This window comes from Sediminibacterium goheungense (genome assembly GCF_004361915.1).
Classification (GTDB): domain Bacteria; phylum Bacteroidota; class Bacteroidia; order Chitinophagales; family Chitinophagaceae; genus Sediminibacterium; species Sediminibacterium goheungense.
In genome coordinates this window covers 234,959-253,637 of the sequence record NZ_SNWP01000011.1, presented here as the reverse complement: position 1 = coordinate 253,637, position 18,679 = coordinate 234,959, and the positions used below count along the sequence as shown (strand labels likewise).

Sequence of the window (18,679 nt, the reverse complement as noted above, 5' to 3'; positions counted from 1 at the left end):
TTATTAGAAATAATTGGCTTTTAACTGAAGCCCGGTTTTTTCATCGAGACCAAACAGTAAGTTCATATTCTGTACGGCCTGACCACTGGCACCTTTTAATAGATTATCGATCGCACTGTGTATTACTAATTTATTTCCCTGCTTTTCAATATGAATCAGGCATTTATTGGTATTTACCACCTGTTTCAGGTCTATCATCTGTTCACTATAATACGTGTATGCTGCAGCAGTATAATAAGTGCGGTATATATTCTTTACTTCTTCAAGTGGTATACTGCAATCTATAACAGAGCTGGTATAAATACCACGTGTAAAATCGCCCCTCCAGGGAACAAAGTGTACACCTGTCCCCTCTCCGGTAACAGAAAGTGGCGCATGGGTTTGTAAACGATTCAGCGATTCTGTAATTTCCTTAATATGCTGATGGCTCAGTGATTTATAGGCCTGAATATTATTGGCCCTCCAGCTAAAATGCGAGGTATTGCTCAATGATTGTCCGGCTCCTGTTGAACCGGTAATACCTGTTGTGTGTACATGACCTAATACGCCTGCTTTTGCAAGCGGTAATAGAGCCAGCTGAATAGCTGTTGCAAAACAGCCTGGGTTTGCAACATTCTGTGCGGCGATAATGGCTTCTTTATGTAATTCTGGCAAACCATACACAAAGGCCCTTTCACCATGTGTTGCTGTTGCTGACAAACGAAAATCCTGTGAAAGATCAATGATTTTTGTTGAGGCAGGTATACTGTGCTGATCCAGGAATTTCCTGGCATCACCATGGCCAACACAAAGAAACAATACATCGGCAGTAGCATATGGCTCATGGCTAAATAGCATTTCTGTTTCACCCAGCAAATCAGCATGTACAGTGTACAGTTGTTTACCGGCATTACTGGTACTATGAATATTTACCAGTTCTACCTGTGGGTGATTCAGTAAAATACGAATCAGTTCTCCGCCGGTATAACCCGCTGCACCTGTAATGGCTACTTTTATTTTACTCATGACTGATCGGCTTTGATACTATGATAAATAGCGGTCTGGTTACCAAAAATTTTGGAGAAGCCACGTACATCCTCACCTGTCCAGCCACTGTTCATCTCTCCGTATTTTCCGAACTTACTACTCATTAAATCATTGGGTGACTCGATACCTATAACGGTGAAACGATACGGCGCCAATTGAATAAACACATCTCCGGTTACCTGCTCCTGTGAATGCTGCAGGAAGACTTCGATATCCCGCATTACAGGGTCCAGTATCTGTCCTTCATGTAGCCAGTTACCATAGAACTGCGCCAGCTGATCTTTCCAGCTTAACTGCCACTTGGTAAGTACATGTTTTTCCAGTGCATGATGCGCTTTCAATATCACCATTGGTGCTGCGGCTTCAAAACCTACACGACCTTTAATACCAATAATTGTATCACCCACATGAATATCTCTTCCAATACCAAATGGACCGGCTATTGTTTGCAGGTATTGTATGGCTTCGGCTGGATGTGAGAAATACTGTTCATTTACTTTTCGCAGTTCTCCTTTTTCAAAGCTTAGTTTTATTTCTTCTGCTGCCGATTTGGTTACCTGCGTGGGCCATGCTTCTTCAGGTAGCATGCCTTTTGAATGCAGGGTTTCCTTACCACCTACGCTGGTTCCCCAGAGACCTTTATTAATAGAGTAGGCTGCTTTTTCAAAATTCATTTCCACACCCTTCGATTTCAGGTAGCTGATCTCTTCCTCCCTGCTGAGTTTCATATCGCGTATCGGGGTAATGATTTCCACACCGGGTATCATAATATGAAACACCATATCAAAACGAACCTGATCATTACCTGCACCGGTACTTCCGTGTACCACGGCTTTGGCACCGAGCTTTTTGGTATGTTCGGCTATATGCAGCGCCTGACTTAATCTTTCAGCGCTTACACTTAATGGATAAGTATTGTTCTTCAGCACATTTCCATAAATGAGGAATCGGATGATACTGTCGTAATAACTTTTTACCGCATCAACGGTAGTATGTGATTTCACACCCAGTTTATAGGCATGTGCTTCTATCTGTTGTAGCTCTTCTGATGTAAAACCACCGGTATTTACAATCACGCTATGTACTTCATAGCCTTTTTCATCAGTAAGGTATTTAACACAGTAAGATGTGTCGAGTCCGCCACTAAAACCCAATACTACTTTGGTACCGGCCGGGAGTGATGTAGGTAAGTTGCTCATACGATTCTTTGCTTTGCTTATTACGATTCGTTGTTAGATCAGAGATGAAACAGGTGATGAAAAAAAGATTTTGGTTTAATGGCTGCACCGCCATTTTCTTTTTTACGAAACATACGCAACAGTTTATGCTGCTTGAGTTTCATAAAACGCTCATATATTTTTGATTTCGTTTTGAAATCTGACGATGTTTCTTCCGGCTCATAATGATCAGCAGGATCGTATAACATGGCGGTACAGAAGCAGTTTTTTCTGTCTTTACTCATCAATACTTCATAGTTCACACAGCTTTTACAGCCTGCCCAGAATTCTTCGTCATCCGTAAGTTCACTATAGGTTACTGGCTCATAACCCAGATCGCTGTTAATTTTCATAACAGCCAGTCCGGTAGTCAGACCGAAAATTTTTGAAGTTGGGTATTTTTCTCTCGACAGGTTAAAGATGGTCTGCTTGATGAGTTTGGCCACACCGCTTTTTCTAAAGGGAGGAGACACAATGAGTCCGCTATTGGCCACAAAAGAATCGTGGCCCCAGGCTTCTATATAGCAAAAGCCTACCCAGGTACCATCGGGTAATAAAGCAATCACAGCTTTACCTTCTTCCATTTTTTTGGCTACGTATTCAGGACTGCGTTTGGCAATACCTGTTCCACGCGCTTTGGCTGATGATTCCATTTCATCAGTAATGGTTTGTGCATATCCAGTGTCGCCACTATTGGCTACACGAACAATGATATTTTGTTCCAACTTAAAAAAATTAAATAACGTAAAGGGAACGACAGCTATCTGTCAGAAAAACAATTCCGGGGAGTTTTCCACTGATAGGGGCAAGTGCCAGTTGCTCGTCCTATCAGCAACCACGTCGGGGTCGCGGGAGAAAGTTAAAAGCAGCTTCTATTGAAAACACCTGACGGGGTGTATTCAGTAAAATGGTGGTATTATTTGCCAGTATCTGCTTCACTTTGTATAAAGAATTTGACTTTGTAAATGTAAAAGTATAACAGTTTGAGATATCGGGATCAAAAATTTTATGAAAGGAATATTAAATATTGCTGATACTTACAGCTGTTAGCACAAAAAAGCCATCCCGCTTTCTGCGGGACGGCTCTATTATCGTTTCAGGATAATCCCTGGTTACATTCCCCCACCTCTCATCATCCTCATCTGCTGCATATTACCACCTGGCATCATCATATTCATTGGCCCGCGCTGCTGTTGCTGGTTATTGGCACCAAAACGACGCAGGTTATAGGTAAAGCTTACCATGAAATAACGCGTCAGTACCCTTGTTTGTACGTCCTGAATGGTATTACCGGTAATATTTCTCGATATACTTACATTCTGGTTCAGTAAGTCGAACATATAGAACTTCAGTTCACCGGCTTTGTTTTTCAGCATCTGTTTCGAGAGGCTGGCATTTAACAAGGGGATGCTGGTGTTATAGCCTTGTGCACGACCACCATTATAGATATAATCAAAATCAACTGAGAATACCCATCCACTTTTTGAGTAGGCAGTCGCTTCGGTTGAAACCGTTTGTGTAAAGAAGTCGCCATTCTGTTGTGGCTGCAGCGTATAACGTGCCATACTGAAAGATGAGTTGGATGAGAAGTTCATATCAAATCCTTCTTTCAGGTTGGTGGTCCATGAAACCGTTCCACCTAAAGTTGTATTACGCGTATAATTGCTGGCATTGTTGATCAGTGTCTGTGACTGGTTACGCGATACATTGGCAATCAGGTTCAGGTTGCTCTTGGGTCTTTTTAAGGGGAAACCGTAGTTAAAAATACCATTGATGCTGTAAGTACCACTCAGGTTCACCGGCATGGTTAGCTGTGCACCATTGGGTTGGAAGGTAGTAGCGTTCTGAATATCGTTCTGTATAAAGTTGGCATTGATGGTAGCAAAAATCAGTTTCTGTGTAAATACATCAAATGAATTATACAGGAAGCGAACGCTATGTGTAAACTGTTGCTTCAGATTGGGGTTACCGGTTCTGATATTCAGCGGATTACTGTTATCGGCTACAGGCTGTAACTGATCGGCTGTAGGCTGTGAGGTACGGCCATTGTAGAAAATACGCAGGCTCTTTGTTTTGGTAAATTCATACCTGAAATTAGCTGCGGGAAACAGGTTTACAAAATGCTGTTTGATCACGGTATTTTTAGTGACATTATTACTGGTAAGGTCACCTACCTGTACACCTGACCCCACACTGAAATTGAACTTCGCATTCTGCAAACGATAGTTCACCGTCATTCTGTTTGAACTGAAAGTGTTTTCAAAAGTATTGGTAAGGTTTACAACTGGCACATCATATTTACCGGAACCCGAATTAAACTCCATGGTTTCCCTTCCGGAATTATTCAGGTTATAAGAATAGTTATAGTTGAATTCCAGTTGCTGATTCTTAGCAATGGGTTCTGTGTAAGAAAGAGTGGTACTGAGATTTCTGGCATCCCGGTTAGTTGTATATATCTGATCAATCGTATCACTGTATGCAGGACGATTGCTAGGATTATACTGGTTGCGCGAATAGTTGGTACCTGTTCCATCATTGGCACTTCCACCGGTATTGATGTTAATAGAGTAGGTACGTCCTCTTTTAGGGAAGCGGTGACGGAAAGTGGCATCTACCGATGCATTGTAACCATTGTTCTTACGAATCGATTCAGCGTCTGAACTATTCAGGGCTGTAATTTTTCCTCTGGTTGAACTGGTTTGCTGCAATGACTGTGACCATGTATCCTGGAAACTGATATTCGGACGAATGATCAATGAATTCATAGAATCGAAATTGTGTTCGATATTGAAATTGATACGATGGTTTTTATTGTATGTTTTTGACGACTGTGTCTGGTCATTAAAAATAGAAGAATCCGGTGCACCGGGAATCAGGTTCTGTACCAGACTTTTCTGATCGCGGTAGGTTTTCTGGTCATTGTAAAAATAACTGCCGGAGAACTGTGTTTTCGGGCTCCAGGTGTCACGGTAGTTGATACCGCCGGCCCATGTATTCACGAGGCCACCGCCACCACCACTACCCAATAAAGCCTGAGCTATATTTCCACCACCTCCGCCGCCACGGTTACCACCGCCGCCGCCAAAATTGCCAGCACTTAATGAACCCAACATATCCTGTACGGAGAAATTCTGCTTGTTTACATTGTTGGCCTGGCCTGTAAATGTAATCTGGCGATCCCCATTAAAACGGCTCAGGTTAAAACTATTATCGTACAATCCTTCATCTGCATTGGCGCCGAAGCCCAGTGTTCCACGACCAAAATATCCTTTACGTTTATCTTTACGGGTCGTGATATTGATGGTACGAACACGATTGCCATCATCAAAACCTGTAAAAGCACTCTGATCGCTGGCCTGGTCAAATACCTGAATTTTGTCGATAACATCAGGAGGCAGGTTTCTGGTAGCCATGCGTGGATCATCACCGAAAAACCTTTTTCCATCCACCAATATTCTTTGTACCTGCTCACCCTGCGCAGTGATATTTCCATTTTTATCTACCTGAATACCTGGTACTTTTTTCAACAGATCCTCTGCCACCGCATTGGGTTTTGTTTTGAAAGCAGATGCCGATACTTCCATGGTATCGTTTTTCATCCTTATAACAGACTGGGTTACCGTTACATTACCCAGATCATTGGCTGCTATCTGCATATATATATTTCCCAGATCAACGGAACTGTTTGTTTTGGAAAAGACGATTTTTTTAGAAAAAGGAGCATATCCCTGAAACTTGATATCAACAATCATTTCTCCGAAACTGATATTGCTGATCAGGAAACTACCATCGGCTTTGGTAAGTCCGAATACATCCAAAGTTGAGTCTTTGGCATCTAAAATGGTTACCGAAGCGTCTTTTAATGATTGTTTACCGACTGTATCCACCAGTTTACCCTTTAGTGTAGCACTGGTTTGTGCCGTTGCCGTACTGGCAATGAGAAGGAATACAAAAGCGGTTAGAATTTTGGTCATGCTCAGTTTATTATGAATTACGAAACTATTGTGCGGGTTTGACTGCCCGGAACACAAAAAGATTAACGGAAAGCTATAAGGATGATTGGAAAGCCTACTGTTAAAATCGGTGAAGCACAGACATGTATAGGTCGCCCGGTAAATAAGCCTCTTACCTAATCTGCATACCCCGGCTTTTTAGCTGAAGAGGTATTCCACATCTTCTCTGGTAAGATTCTTCACAAAACCTTCATCATCGGTAATCAGTTCACGTGCCAGACTTCTTTTTCGATCCTGCAGTTTCAAAATCTTATCCTCAACCGTATCTGTACAGATCATACGATAGGCGAAAATATTTTTTGTCTGTCCGATACGGTGGGTCCGATCAATGGCCTGCTGTTCTACCGCCGGGTTCCACCAGGGATCTACTATATAAACATAATCAGCAGCTGTAAGGTTTAGTCCCACACCACCTGCTTTTAGGGAAATTAAAAATACCCGGCAGCTATCATCATTCTGAAAGCGCTGAATAGCTCTTTCTCTCTCCGTTACTGTACTACTTCCATCGAAATACTCATATTCAACGCCCAATTCCTTCATCTTTTCTTTAATCAATGAAAGCATGCCTAAAAACTGGGAGAAAACCAATGCTTTATGATTACTGATATTTTCCGTGATCTCCCTTCCTATTTCTTCCAGCTTAACTGATACATTGGGAAATTTCTCTTCGTCTTTAATAATGGCCGGACTATCACAAATCTGCCGAAGCTTCATCAACCCCTGCAAAATGGTGAGTTGCGATTTTTGAATACCCTGGTTATCAACCACACCTAAAATCTTATCTCGGTAATCATTTCTGAATGCATCATAAATACGGCGCTGTTCATCACCCATTTCACAAAACAGCACCATTTCCTGCTTTTCAGGTAAATCTTTTGCCACCTGTTCTTTTGTTCTGCGAAGTATAAAAGGGAACAGTAGTTTCCGCAAATGCTCTTTTTGTTCTTTTTCGCCAAACTTATCGATGGGTATAGAGAACTCCTGTTTGAAAAACTCCACACTACCCAGCATACCCGGGTTGAGGAAATTCATTTGCGCATAGATATCGAAGGTATTATTCTGCAAAGGTGTTCCACTTAAACAAAGCCTGTTTTTTGCTTTAATCAGACCTGCTGCTTTGGTTACTTTGCTGGATGGATTTTTAATGGCCTGACTCTCATCCAATACAACATAGTCAAATGCCACTTCCACAAATTGTTTGATATCGCTTCTAAGTGTACCATAAGTAGTAATGATCACATCTGCTCCTGTTGCCGCCAGGCTTTCACGTGTTCTTTGTCCACCATGATGTACATAAAAACTTACTTCAGGTGTAAATTTCTTAATCTCATTCTGCCAGTTAAACATAAGGGTTGTAGGACATACCACCAGTGCTTTTAATGAACCATTTTCCTGTTTCAGGTGGTATAAAAAACTCAGCGCCTGTATGGTTTTACCAAGACCCATATCATCTGCCAATATACCACCCCATTGCACTTCGCGCAGATAATTTAACCATTGGAACCCACTTTCCTGATAAGGCCGTAGCACCGATTTGAGATGTTCTGGTGCAGCTATGGCTTTGATAGAATGATTTTCCTTAAGACGATCGTATTTTTCTTCCAACTGAAAAAATAATTCCTCTTCATCACGCTGCATATACAACTCTTCTACCACACTGAAATGGTATTTACTGAGTTTCATAGAGCCTGATTTCCCTTCGCCTACCCTGAAAAGCAGTGAATATTTTTTGATCCACTCTTCCGGAAGAATACCCAAAGTTCCGTCGCCCAACTGAACAAACTGTTGTTTGTTACTCAACGCCTTTTTTACTTCATCCACTGTTACTTTCTGTTCACCGAAATGAATTTCCACTTTGGCATCAAACCAGTCTGTATTGCTACTGATATAAATTTTTGTAGATGGCTTGGCAGTATTGAAACGAAAATTTTTCAATGCCTCAAAACCATATACAGGTATATTCATTTCCTTTACTGCATCTACAAATAAAAAGAACCAGTTGTTACGTAACACTTCTGTTCCTTTTAATGCCAGCACGTCACTTTCCTGTGGCCTCACAAATTGCGAATGCAGGGATTCCAGTTTCTGTACAAATTCTTTTTCCGCTTCCAGATTTCTTTGAATCACCAGTAATTTATCTTCAACAGGTATGATGATTTTTTCTTTATCTACCGAGCGAACATCATAACCTTTATAATTGAAAACAGGCTGGAATAAAAGATAATCTCCCTTCTCCTTCAACAATACTTTTACTTCAGGTTTAATATCTTTTACTTCTTCCTTCTGCACATTGCCGAAATGCACATTAAACTCTTTAGATAAAGGAAGTATAAACTGTTGGAGCTGTGTTGACCAGTCTTCTGCTGCAATAATAATTTTTCCGGATGGGAGAAATTTTTCCAATACTAATATATCTTCTGTTCGCTGCCAGGTAAAAAACTGGCTATGATACTTGAACAACAGAGATGAGTTGCTTTCATTCTCTGCAATGTTCAGATCTGCAAGTGGCAGTTTCACACGGCAATTGATTTCATATTGCCCCTTTTGATAGGTTACCTCAAACTCCGGGCTGATAAAATTGATAGACAGTTCTACCGGTTGAAGATTGGCTGTTGTAAAAGGTTTCCGCTCCGGTAAACTGAAAACAAATTTACTACCTGCAAGATCGGTAAATAGTTTTTTGATCTTAGGATGCAGGTATTCATTCATCAGATGCCTGGTTTCTTCCGGAAGCTCATCATTGTGTTGCTGTATAATATTTTCCCAGATACCGCTGAAAGGCGAGTTGCGATCGAGGTATCTGCTCACTTCTGACGGCATCAGTTTCCGTAGTTGCTGCAGGGTTGTTTTATCGTCTTCATCAAAAACTTCCGTGTTTACAAATCTTGATAAATCAAGCTTGGTCACTTTTCCGATATAATTCTCCCGGCTTTCATCTGCTTCTCCCTGTATAGCTTCTAACTGTACATAGGGATATTGCTGTTCATTAAAAGTTACAACTACACCCAGCTTCAGTACTTCTTTTTCCTTTTCTTCGGGCTCTTCTACCAGTGTTACCGGCTGTTTTATTTCTTCTTCCTGTCTGGGTCTTATTTCTGAAACTGTATTTACCGATACACGTTTAATACTGGTATCCAGTACACGTAAAAAAGGTTTTCCATCGGTATAAGTAAATTCAAATTTACCATTCAGATCATCACTTAACGAATAACCGTATAAGGCCAGTAATTTATTTTTTTCCTTATCCCAGTTTCTGATGCTATCGAAATAGGTCGGACCATAATTATGCAGGAGCTGTAATAAAACAATGTCTTTGTGTATACAAAGCGGATGTTCGGTATCGGACGAGCAGTTACAGCTGGTGTCAAAATTTCTCTCCTCATTTTTCTGAAGCAATACCTTGTATGTGGCCCCCTCATATTCCAGTTCTGCGAGTACCCTTTCATCTTTTGCTTCAAGAATATTGGATCGACTACTTCTTAAAAAATTTTCTGCTTTTTCAACACTCTCCTGTGAGGATAACATTTTGATCAGTTTCAGATCGAGTTGTTTCATCTTCACCACTGTATGCTTCTGATCGTAACTGGTTTCTTTTTCACCTAACTGATTTCGGTCGAGCAGATCCTGTAAATGGAAAAGTGCACCAGCTTTGTGGCGACATATTTCGGAAAGATTATACGGACAGGAACAACGAAGGGATAATGTTTTCGGATCCTTAAACTGGTTGATATGAACTTTGTAGAAAGTAGCATATCCATCATCTTTTACCCGGAATATTACATTGGCCATGAGTTCATCATATTCTACCAACTCCACATTGCCCAATGCATGAATTTTTTTTCCTCTGCGAATCACTTCTTCAGTGCCGCTGTTGTAAATATGTTTAACCAGATACGGAAGCGCCATACATCAAATAAATTGTTAGCAGCAGACAGGCGAGCCGGTAATTGACCGTTCTACACCCTGTATACCCTTAAAAAACGATTTTGCCGCTTCGAAAAGGGCAATTTGCAAAAGTAAAGGAAAGCAACCGAGTTAAAGAAGGAAAATGGAAAGAATGTGGATGAAATGTTTGTTAAGAAAGCTAATGGCCGATAGCATATAGCTAATGGCGAATTGATACTAGACCATAGGCTATTAACTATTTCCTGAATATGCATTAGCTACACACCATAAGCCATAGGCTATTAGCTATTCGCTACCACCAGATCCCCATTCCTGTAAATAGGTAATATATTGGCCACATCGGGTGTTACACAGTATTCCAGATCAGATTCAAGTCCGTAAGATGCCAGCCGGTGCCAGTGTGTGGTTTTACGTATAAACTGATGTATATCATTTTGATGCAGCGCGTACATATCGGCAGCCATCAGACTACTGTCGCAATGAATGGTAAAATGTTCTTTCACCTGCTGAATAACGGCTCCTGCAAATAAAGTGTCTTCCAGGTTAAACCGATCTTTCCAGGCAGAGCAGCCCAGAATCACATTTTTTTGCTGTGATACAAGGTATTTGCAAACAGCTGACAGATTCGGAAAGGAGCCGGTTACTACTTCTGCAGCACCCTTATTAAGGGCCATATGCAATAATTTGGTACCATTGGTGGTGGTGAGTACTAATGTTTTACCCTCTATAAAAGAACGCGGATATTCTGCCGGCGAGTTACCATGCGCCAGTCCGGGAATGATTTTACCATCTCTTTCCCCTGCTGTAATACCACCGGTTTGCATGCCTATTTCAATACACTTATCGACTACATCAACAGGTATTACCCGTTTAGCACCATTGTACAATGCAGTGGCAATGGTTGATGTTGCCCTGAAAACATCAATGATCACAACAATATTGTCAGAAACATCATAGATATCCAACAGCTTTGGAGAAAGAATGGTATGTAATGCAGGTTTTGTACTCATGGGCTGCAAATATACATCCAATCTCAAAGCTATTGTTGAGGTTAAACAAAGGCCAGCCTCGACAAGCCGGCCGTTTAAAAAGAAAGGCTACTATTTTTTGGGGGTAATGATCAGCATCTCGTTTACAAAGATTTCCGTGACGGTTCTTTTTACACCGGTTTTATCGGTATAACTTCGGTTTACCAGCTTTCCTTCAACTGCTATCTGTAATCCTTTGGAAAGGTATTTCTCAGCAAATTCTGCCAGTTTACCCCAGGCGACCAATGTATGCCAATGGGTTTCACTGATTTTAGTGCCATTCGCATCCTTATAGTCTTCATTGGTGGCCAGACTCATATTGGCTACTTTTCTGCCGGTTTCCAATGTTTTGATTTCGGGTGATTGCCCGAGGTGACCAATCAGCTGAACTTTGTTTTTCATTGTATTCATATCGTAAGGTTTAAGTATCAGGAATCGAGAACGAATATCTGATCACCTGTTTCCAATAGCCGGAACACAAACGGATATTTCCGATTATAATCTTTTACAGAAATGACTTTGCCTCAACCGAAGCGATAAGATTGTAGTAAAAAAGTATCAGGTATAAATACAGGAATATAACTGATACAACTACTGCTTTTTCATAAAAGCATAGCAGCAAAGCAATTGGCACCAGTCTATTAACACTATTTTCATCAACTGAAATCTTTTGTATGAAAAAGAAACCACATCGTTGCATGAGTTGCAAAAAACATTTGACAGGAAGGGTTGATAAAAAATTTTGTGATGATTACTGCAGAAGTGCTTTTAACAATAAAAAGTATATTATAGAAAGAGGATTAATCCGGCGTGTCAATTATTTATTATTGAAGAACCGGCGCATTCTTGAAGCCTTACTCGCAGGAAGCACGTCGAGTATTTCTATTATGCGTAACGCACTTGCATCAAAAGGTTTTCAGTTCGGTTTCTGTACCCATACCTGGCATGCTGCCGACGGCATGAAATATTTCTGCTGTTATGATCACGCGTATAGTGAACCGCAAAACGAGCTACTGATTATTATCCGATTGCATACAAAAGCAACTGCCACATCTATTCCTTATAGCGAATCCTGACAGGAATAAGGATTGCACCTGTAGTATCCAGTTTTCTGAAAGCTGCTTTACTGAGGCCTATTACCTGCCCTGCTCCAATGGGACCACGGTCTGTAATTTTCACTGTAACAGAAACACCTGTTATGGTATGGGTTACCACTACCCTTGTTCCGAATTTGAGTTTTTTATGTGCCCCCGTAAATTTTGAACTATCGTATTTATCGCCATTAGCTGTTGGCAGCCCCTGCAGCTGCGGCCTGATAAGTATGGCCTGTCCGATTTCTGTGCCGATAGACCCAACATCCTGTATACCGGGTGCAGTATGCTGCCGGGGCTTACATGCAATGAAAAGCAGCAAGCATACCATGGCGCTATATCGGATAACAGTTAACATTGGGTTCTTAAAAATACGTTTAAAATGGTTGTGAACCACTATATGTACATCACTTACGGTTGTAAAATACTGCATGAAAAGCTTACTGGATATTCACCGCCGAGAACAAGAGAATGCAGCGATTACGCAGATAGACAATAAAAAAGCCGAAGCATGGTTATACTTCGGCTTTTTTACTGGGAGGTACTAATGATTATGCAAAAGGTAATTTTGACACTTTTGCTTTTACCAATGTATTTCTGATATCAATATATATTTCTGTATCTACTGCTGTAAAAGCCGTATTTACGTATCCCAATCCTATTGCCTTATTTAAAGAAGGCGCCTGTGTTCCGGAAGTTACTTTACCAATGGTATTACCGGCTGCATCTTTTATCAGGTAATCGTGACGTGGAATACCACGGTCTATCATTTCAAAACCTACCAGTTTCCGGGTCACCCCTTCTGCTTTCTGTTTTTCAAGTATGGCTTTTGCGGTAAAGTCTTTGGTGAATTTAGTGATCCAGCCTAACCCACCTTCTAGTGGTGAAGTTGTATCATCTATATCATTACCATAAAGACAGTAACCCATTTCCAAACGAAGTGTATCTCTTGCACCCAGACCAATCGGTTTCAAACCCTGTGGACCTCCCAGTTCAAAAATGGCGTTCCATATTTTATCGGCTGCCCCGTTACTGTCTTCAAAATAAATTTCAACACCACCTGCACCGGTATAGCCTGTAGCACTTACCAGCACATTTTCAACTCCTGCAAACACCCCTTTTGTAAAAGTGTAATATTTGAGATTCATAATATCCATATCGGTAAGGGGTTGCAGCATTTTTGTAGCATTCGGTCCCTGTATAGCCAACAAACAGGTCTTATCGCTGATATTATGCATCTCCACATTCTCAGTATTAAATTGACTGATCCAGTTCCAGTCTTTTTCAATATTCGATGCATTCACAACCAGCATATACACTTTATTCTCTTCAATACAATACACAATCAGATCGTCTACAATACCCCCTTCTTTATTGGGTAAGCAACTGTATTGTGCTTTCCCATTGCTAAGCTTCGACGCATCATTCGATGTTACACGCTGAATAAGATCCAGGGCTTTATCGCCTTTCAGGATAAACTCACCCATATGGCTCACATCAAATACACCTGCATTTTTACGAACCGCTGCATGTTCATCATTAATACCGGTATAACTGATGGGCATATTGTAACCGGCAAATGGGGCCATCTTCGCACCTAAAGCAATGTGTTTCTCTGTGAAGGGTGTATTTTTCATGTCTATCGTTTATCGTGCCGCAAAAATAAGCGAAAGGATGATGGGAGCGTAAAATGTTTTGAATACATCTTCTCCCCGGTTAATAATAAACAAATCCCCTTCTTTCCTTCTCCCTGTTTAAAAAAGCTTCTCTAAGGAGAACTACTGTATTGCTGAAGAAGTTTAACAGGGAGAAAGGAAGATGGAAAGTTAACGTAGATGAGTTATTTAAAGGCCGGCGCTATACAATAGGCATGACTTGAGCCGCAGACAATAAAAATTCTTTCGCCTTTTTTCACAAGTTCTTTTATCGATGCAACCAGTTGCCGGTTGCGGATATCGTTTGAAGTGGCCATTAGCTTTGCCAGATAACCCGGTAATGCATACTCATCTGAAGTTTCGCGCCAATCGGGGCCTGCCGGAAAATATTTTACCCAGATACGGTCTATATCGGCAACGGTTTTAATGCTATCCTCTAAGCCTACATAAGCTGCGCGTTTTATGTACTCCTCGATAAAACCATCCGGTGAAGAGGGTTTACCAAAACGCAGATTACCGAAATAAGGATTCAGGATTTGCTGCAAAGCAATCTGTTCACGTGTAAAATAAAGTTGTAATGAATCTGCCAATGCTTTTTTGGAAAGATCCCAGTTCATGATTTTCACACCATCTCTGTGTGCCAACGCTTTCAGCATACCTCCCTCTCCCAGTTCTTGTACCGGGTCCATAAAAGGAGGTAGCAAAAAACCCAGTCTTCCTTCTACCAATGCAATGGTAGGCTTAAATTCTGACCACAGATTTTCCATTTGTATCAGCTGCGGATCTTTACGGTCTTTGGTATGTGTAGCACCGAAAACAATAGCCGTTTTTGTTTCTACAAGAAAAGGTCGTTCATGCTCACCTGTATATTGTAAAAAGGGAACAATACTATCAGCAGTGTTATAAGCATTTTGGGGGATATAATACCTGGGTGATTTCCATGCCATCAGGTAAACTATAGACAGGATAAGTACGACTACAAAGATGAGCCTGAATAATAATTTTTTCATACAGATGATTTGTGGTGATATGTTGGCAGGGCATACATACTATTTGCTGCGAGCTATGAGCTTTGAGCCGCGAGTTTATATCATCACTACACTTTTATTATGATAGTGCAGTCTTAGGCACATAAGTATATCCCTCCACCATCCCACCGGGTGAATAACCGGTTGCAAGTGGGTGCATCATCCGAAGCATTAAAACTTATTGAAGTTGGGCCTGACTGTTGTGGATAGTGGCTTTAATTTTATCGCCGAGGTCCTTTATTCTGTCGTAAGCTGTTTCGCTGTTATCATCTTTATCGAACCTGATTTTTAACCTGCCCGAGCGAAGCTTTACATATACTTTTGAGTCATCTTCCAATGTAATAGTGCCATCTAAGTCCTCAGGATCGAGGCTCGAATTACGATCAAGTTCCTGATCGATAATGCTCGCCACCTGACTTGTTTTTGAACGGCTGAATTTTGCATCCATCCTGTATTGATGATCACTTTCTTTTATGGTGATACTGGTTCTTCCTTCACGGATACGTTCTGAATGATAGCGAACACATCCTGTTAATATCATGATACAAATGGCGATGGCTAGAGCGTACTTCATTTTCATAAGACAGTTTTTTATTTGATGTTGGATAAGAGAAGGGAAGAACCCCCTCGTGAGAACAGGACGGGGTTCTTTTTTCCCAACTTCAACCTTCTTTAATAAACCATTTGCATCATCAGTAACCTGGAAGCTTCAATAGGTAACACATTTGCTTTTTGCTCTTCTGCTACTGCTGGCTGTACCTGCTTTTCGTTCATTACCGTTTGTTTTTTGTATCGGTAACGGGTTGTATCAACGGGTTTATCTAATTCTTTTTTTAGTTCTTCTGCCTCACGCTGTTTGCGTTCGTATTCTTTCTGTAACTCTTCTTTGCTCTTTTTATATTGCTCTACTGCATCATTATTATCATCAGACTCCGATTCAGCTTTTCTTCTTTTTTCTTCTTCAATATCCTCTTTGGTTTTTATTCTTTCCAGTCCGCCGGGTGTCATGATATATTCGACGTTCGAGTTCCAGTCTTCATTATTGCTGTTCCATTCTTCATCCCACTCCCAATCGTAACCATTGCCTACGTGGAACCAGTTGAGTCTGCGTGAAACGGTTCTGTCGATCAGAATTCTTTTTCCAACAGGTACCTGAATGGTTAACTGTACACCCTGGTTACGGAATTTGGTTCCTTTTTTCAGTGCGAAGCCACGATCTAACCATACAGTACTGTCGGACTGATTGATATTATAGGATATCTCATGGATATTTTTCACAGCAGCCCCTTCATCTCTCCCGCTGCTGAATTTATGTGAGTAGATATGATAAGAAGAATCAGGGCTTTTCACGATACGAAGACGAACATTGTTCAGGAAAAGACTATCGTCGTTCATGCTTACAATTCCGTCCATTTTAAACCAGCGTCCGTATACCTTTACTTTGCTGTCGGGTACTTTTACGATTAACTTTCCTGTAGAAGGCTGTACAATGCTGTACTCATGCTTCTCTCTGGCAGTAGCATCGAAGTTGCGTACGATTGAGTAAGTAAGGATACCGCCACAAACCAATCCGATAAACCAGAGACCGGCGAATGTAAATCCGAGGTAACGGTTACCCGATTTTACACCCATGATGCGGCGAATAAGCCAGGTAATAAAAGCTACCACAGGTACACCAAGGAATAATAAGAGTGTGGCCCATGCCAGGAAGTTCTGACTAAAGCCTTCCAGGAAAAAGTTTTTCAAGGGAAATACGCCTACACCTGCCACCATAAAGGCCAGTAATGTTACCAGAAGTGCGAATGCCAATATACCAGCGATGAATAAAAAGAAGGCTTTAAAGAGAATGGCAATAATACCTCCAAGTCTTCTGCCCCCTCTCTTGAGGGCTGATCCTGTTTCTGCACCAAACTGCTGACCTTTCTGACCTACGGTCTGGCCTACTTCCTGTCCGAACTGCTGTGCTTTGTCTTTAAACTCACCGCCCCATTTTTCTGCACGACTCTTGAATCCCTCGAGGTCTTCCTGAATGGTATTTTTAATGGTATTCAGGTCTACTTTTTCACCACGCATTTCCAATTTTTCAGAAGCGCTTTTGGCTTCGGGAATCACGGCCCACAATACAGCATACACCACAAATAAAGTACCGCCGAACGAACCAAAGATGATGCCGGGGAATGGATCAACATCCATCCAGAAAGCACCGCGGAAAATAGAAGTGATGATACCCAATACAAGTGGGAATGCGAATATCAGACGGGGTACCCATACGGCGATATCAAAATAAGAAGCAATACCGCTGGCTACACCTGCAATCACTCTTTCATCCGGATTACGGTATAATCTTTTGGTGGATGAAATTCCTTCCAGGGGTCTGGAAGGAAGTATGATCCATAATAAGATGTAGAGAAGTATGCCTGAACCTCCCATAAAAGTGATCAACGCAAATACCAGACGTACAATCGTTGGGTCGATACGCAGGTAATTGGCTAAACCACCGCACACACCACCGAGTATCTTTTCATTATCATCACGGTACAATCTGCCACGTGCACTGGTTTCAGCAGCACCAGCCGCATTAAATTTGTATTCTTTTTCTTTCTCTTCACCACCTAATTGTGAGTGTACATTGGATTCTTCTCCTTCGAAATCTTCAGGGCGTCCCATACTGTTGATGATCTCGTTTACGGTATCATCTGTAATGCAGGTAGCACCTTTTTTCAGACTGTCGCCAAATAATTCAGCGATACGTCCTTCGATATCGTTAATGATCTCGTCACGTCCCTCCTCGTTGGCAAAGAACTTTCTCAAACTTTCTACATACTGCTTCAGCATGTCGTAGGCAGACTCCTCAATGGGTATTACCCTGCCCTGAAAGTTTATATTGATTACCTTTTTCATTTTCTGTTCAGTTTTGTTGGTTAAGGTTGGGTTGGATTTTCTTCGTTTGCCGATCCTACCGGTTGGGTAAGTGCCTGTACTGCATCTGCCAGTTCCTGCCAGGTTCTTTCGAGTTCGTTGTAGAACTCCAGACCCTTATCAGTCATAACGAAATATTTACGGGGCGGTCCACTATTACTTTCTACCCAACGGTAGGTAAGTAAACCTGCATTTTTTAAACGCGTCAAAAGCGGGTATAGTGTTCCTTCCAGGATGTGCAGGTTAGCAGCTTTCATTCGGTCCACGATATCACTGGGGTAAACCTCACCCTGCCTGATGATGGATAAAATGCAAAACTCCAATACACCCTTTCGCATCTGACTTTGTGTGTTCTGAATGTCCATAGCCGGAGTTTTTTATTGTTCACTTACTTTTCGGGGGGTAAGGAGAACAACAGTTTATAAAATGGTTTCTGTTCTGTTTTAATTAAGCAACAAGATGCCTTCTGCTGATTCTTGTTCTGCGGTTGCGTTGCATCTTCCAGTAATCAACGGCACCAAATACATTTTTGTTGTTGATGTTGATACCTGTGGCCACCGTTTCTTTTACTTCTTTCACCAGATTGTTCAGTTGCTCCTGACCCAGTTGCTTGAAGAAGTTTGTGTTTTGCGTGTTCATGACTCTTTATTTAAAGTGTTTTCGATTTGTGTTTTCTGAAGGTCCGGGTTTTATACCCTTGCTTTCATAACACAAAGATGGGGACTTTTTTGGTACTATGCAACACATAGTACCAAGTTTTTTTAGGTAATGGGCAGAACTTAATAACTGGCTAAAC

The 18,679-nt window shown here is 41.3% G+C and carries 15 protein-coding genes; 1 reads left to right on the top strand and 14 read right to left on the bottom strand.

Going from position 1 to position 18,679, the window contains the following annotated elements; all coding sequences use genetic code 11:
• Nucleotides 1–3: 3 nt before the first annotated feature.
• From argC to BC659_RS08665, 7 genes are all read right to left on the bottom strand, one after another.
• The gene (gene argC / locus BC659_RS08695) at nt 4–1,005 is read right to left on the bottom strand and encodes an N-acetyl-gamma-glutamyl-phosphate reductase (protein WP_133474327.1); all 1,002 of its coding nucleotides are present in this window, start codon (nt 1,003–1,005) and stop codon (nt 4–6) included.
• Nucleotides 1,002–2,225, bottom strand: coding sequence for an argininosuccinate synthase (gene argG, locus BC659_RS08690; protein ID WP_133474326.1), 1,224 nt, complete (start codon nt 2,223–2,225; stop codon nt 1,002–1,004). Before argG ends, argC begins: the two co-directional genes overlap by 4 nt.
• 38 nt (nt 2,226–2,263) lie before the next feature.
• Nucleotides 2,264–2,968 carry a GNAT family N-acetyltransferase gene (locus BC659_RS08685; protein WP_133474325.1) on the bottom strand — a complete coding sequence of 235 codons (705 nt, stop codon included), beginning with the start codon at nt 2,966–2,968 and terminating at the stop codon, nt 2,264–2,266.
• A gap of 387 nt (nt 2,969–3,355) precedes the next feature.
• Nucleotides 3,356–6,217 carry an outer membrane beta-barrel protein gene (locus BC659_RS08680; RefSeq protein WP_133474324.1) on the bottom strand — a complete coding sequence of 954 codons (2,862 nt, stop codon included), beginning with the start codon at nt 6,215–6,217 and terminating at the stop codon, nt 3,356–3,358.
• A 177-nt stretch (nt 6,218–6,394) separates the two neighbouring features.
• The gene (locus BC659_RS08675; RefSeq protein WP_133474323.1) at nt 6,395–10,162 is read right to left on the bottom strand and encodes a DEAD/DEAH box helicase; all 3,768 of its coding nucleotides are present in this window, start codon (nt 10,160–10,162) and stop codon (nt 6,395–6,397) included.
• A gap of 281 nt (nt 10,163–10,443) precedes the next feature.
• Complete coding sequence (locus tag BC659_RS08670; RefSeq protein WP_133474322.1) at nt 10,444–11,172, bottom strand: 2-phosphosulfolactate phosphatase; 729 nt, start codon at nt 11,170–11,172, stop codon at nt 10,444–10,446.
• Between the two features lie 90 nt (nt 11,173–11,262).
• Complete coding sequence (locus BC659_RS08665) at nt 11,263–11,601, bottom strand: single-stranded DNA-binding protein (protein WP_133474321.1); 339 nt, start codon at nt 11,599–11,601, stop codon at nt 11,263–11,265.
• 263 nt (nt 11,602–11,864) lie between these two features.
• Here BC659_RS08665 and BC659_RS08660 point away from each other — a divergent pair, with 263 nt between their 5' ends.
• Nucleotides 11,865–12,266 (top strand): hypothetical protein, encoded by a 402-nt coding sequence (locus BC659_RS08660; RefSeq protein WP_133474320.1) that lies wholly within the window; start codon nt 11,865–11,867, stop codon nt 12,264–12,266.
• On the opposite strand, the gene BC659_RS08655 is transcribed toward BC659_RS08660, so the two are convergent.
• The 7 genes from BC659_RS08655 to BC659_RS08625 all read right to left on the bottom strand — a co-directional run bounded on the left by BC659_RS08655 (nt 12,244) and on the right by BC659_RS08625 (nt 18,522).
• On the bottom strand, nt 12,244–12,714 hold the full coding sequence (locus BC659_RS08655; protein ID WP_133474319.1) for a septal ring lytic transglycosylase RlpA family protein: 471 nt from the start codon (nt 12,712–12,714) through the stop codon (nt 12,244–12,246). The two genes, BC659_RS08660 and BC659_RS08655, sit on opposite strands and share 23 nt — an antisense overlap.
• A 118-nt stretch (nt 12,715–12,832) precedes the next feature.
• Nucleotides 12,833–13,918, bottom strand: coding sequence for a glycine cleavage system aminomethyltransferase GcvT (gcvT, locus tag BC659_RS08650; protein ID WP_133474318.1), 1,086 nt, complete (start codon nt 13,916–13,918; stop codon nt 12,833–12,835).
• A 203-nt stretch (nt 13,919–14,121) separates the two neighbouring features.
• Nucleotides 14,122–14,946 (bottom strand): hypothetical protein, encoded by an 825-nt coding sequence (locus BC659_RS08645; RefSeq protein ID WP_133474317.1) that lies wholly within the window; start codon nt 14,944–14,946, stop codon nt 14,122–14,124.
• Between the two features lie 196 nt (nt 14,947–15,142).
• A complete protein-coding gene (locus BC659_RS08640; RefSeq protein WP_133474316.1) occupies nt 15,143–15,538 on the bottom strand; it encodes a hypothetical protein in 396 nt (131 codons plus the stop codon).
• Nucleotides 15,539–15,636: 98 nt separating this feature from the next.
• On the bottom strand, nt 15,637–17,865 hold the full coding sequence (locus BC659_RS08635; protein WP_133474315.1) for a PspC domain-containing protein: 2,229 nt from the start codon (nt 17,863–17,865) through the stop codon (nt 15,637–15,639).
• A gap of 20 nt (nt 17,866–17,885) precedes the next feature.
• Nucleotides 17,886–18,248, bottom strand: coding sequence for a PadR family transcriptional regulator (locus tag BC659_RS08630; RefSeq protein WP_133474314.1), 363 nt, complete (start codon nt 18,246–18,248; stop codon nt 17,886–17,888).
• A gap of 82 nt (nt 18,249–18,330) precedes the next feature.
• The gene (locus BC659_RS08625) at nt 18,331–18,522 is read right to left on the bottom strand and encodes a hypothetical protein (protein ID WP_133474313.1); all 192 of its coding nucleotides are present in this window, start codon (nt 18,520–18,522) and stop codon (nt 18,331–18,333) included.
• Nucleotides 18,523–18,679 lie beyond the last annotated feature (157 nt).

Bases quoted from the DNA above. Each gene is read 5' to 3' on its own strand.
- argC (WP_133474327.1), bottom strand. From the start codon at position 1,005: ATGAGTAAAATAAAAGTAGCCATTACAGGTGCAGCGGGTTATACCGGC.
- argG (WP_133474326.1), bottom strand. From the start codon at position 2,225: ATGAGCAACTTACCTACATCACTCCCGGCCGGTACCAAAGTAGTATTG.
- BC659_RS08680 (WP_133474324.1), bottom strand. From the start codon at position 6,217: ATGACCAAAATTCTAACCGCTTTTGTATTCCTTCTCATTGCCAGTACG.
- BC659_RS08675 (WP_133474323.1), bottom strand. From the start codon at position 10,162: ATGGCGCTTCCGTATCTGGTTAAACATATTTACAACAGCGGCACTGAA.
- BC659_RS08670 (WP_133474322.1), bottom strand. From the start codon at position 11,172: ATGAGTACAAAACCTGCATTACATACCATTCTTTCTCCAAAGCTGTTG.
- BC659_RS08665 (WP_133474321.1), bottom strand. From the start codon at position 11,601: ATGAATACAATGAAAAACAAAGTTCAGCTGATTGGTCACCTCGGGCAA.
- BC659_RS08660 (WP_133474320.1), top strand. From the start codon at position 11,865: ATGAAAAAGAAACCACATCGTTGCATGAGTTGCAAAAAACATTTGACA.
- BC659_RS08655 (WP_133474319.1), bottom strand. From the start codon at position 12,714: ATGCAGTATTTTACAACCGTAAGTGATGTACATATAGTGGTTCACAAC.
- gcvT (WP_133474318.1), bottom strand. From the start codon at position 13,918: ATGAAAAATACACCCTTCACAGAGAAACACATTGCTTTAGGTGCGAAG.
- BC659_RS08645 (WP_133474317.1), bottom strand. From the start codon at position 14,946: ATGAAAAAATTATTATTCAGGCTCATCTTTGTAGTCGTACTTATCCTG.
- BC659_RS08640 (WP_133474316.1), bottom strand. From the start codon at position 15,538: ATGAAGTACGCTCTAGCCATCGCCATTTGTATCATGATATTAACAGGA.
- BC659_RS08635 (WP_133474315.1), bottom strand. From the start codon at position 17,865: ATGAAAAAGGTAATCAATATAAACTTTCAGGGCAGGGTAATACCCATT.
- BC659_RS08630 (WP_133474314.1), bottom strand. From the start codon at position 18,248: ATGGACATTCAGAACACACAAAGTCAGATGCGAAAGGGTGTATTGGAG.
- BC659_RS08625 (WP_133474313.1), bottom strand. From the start codon at position 18,522: ATGAACACGCAAAACACAAACTTCTTCAAGCAACTGGGTCAGGAGCAA.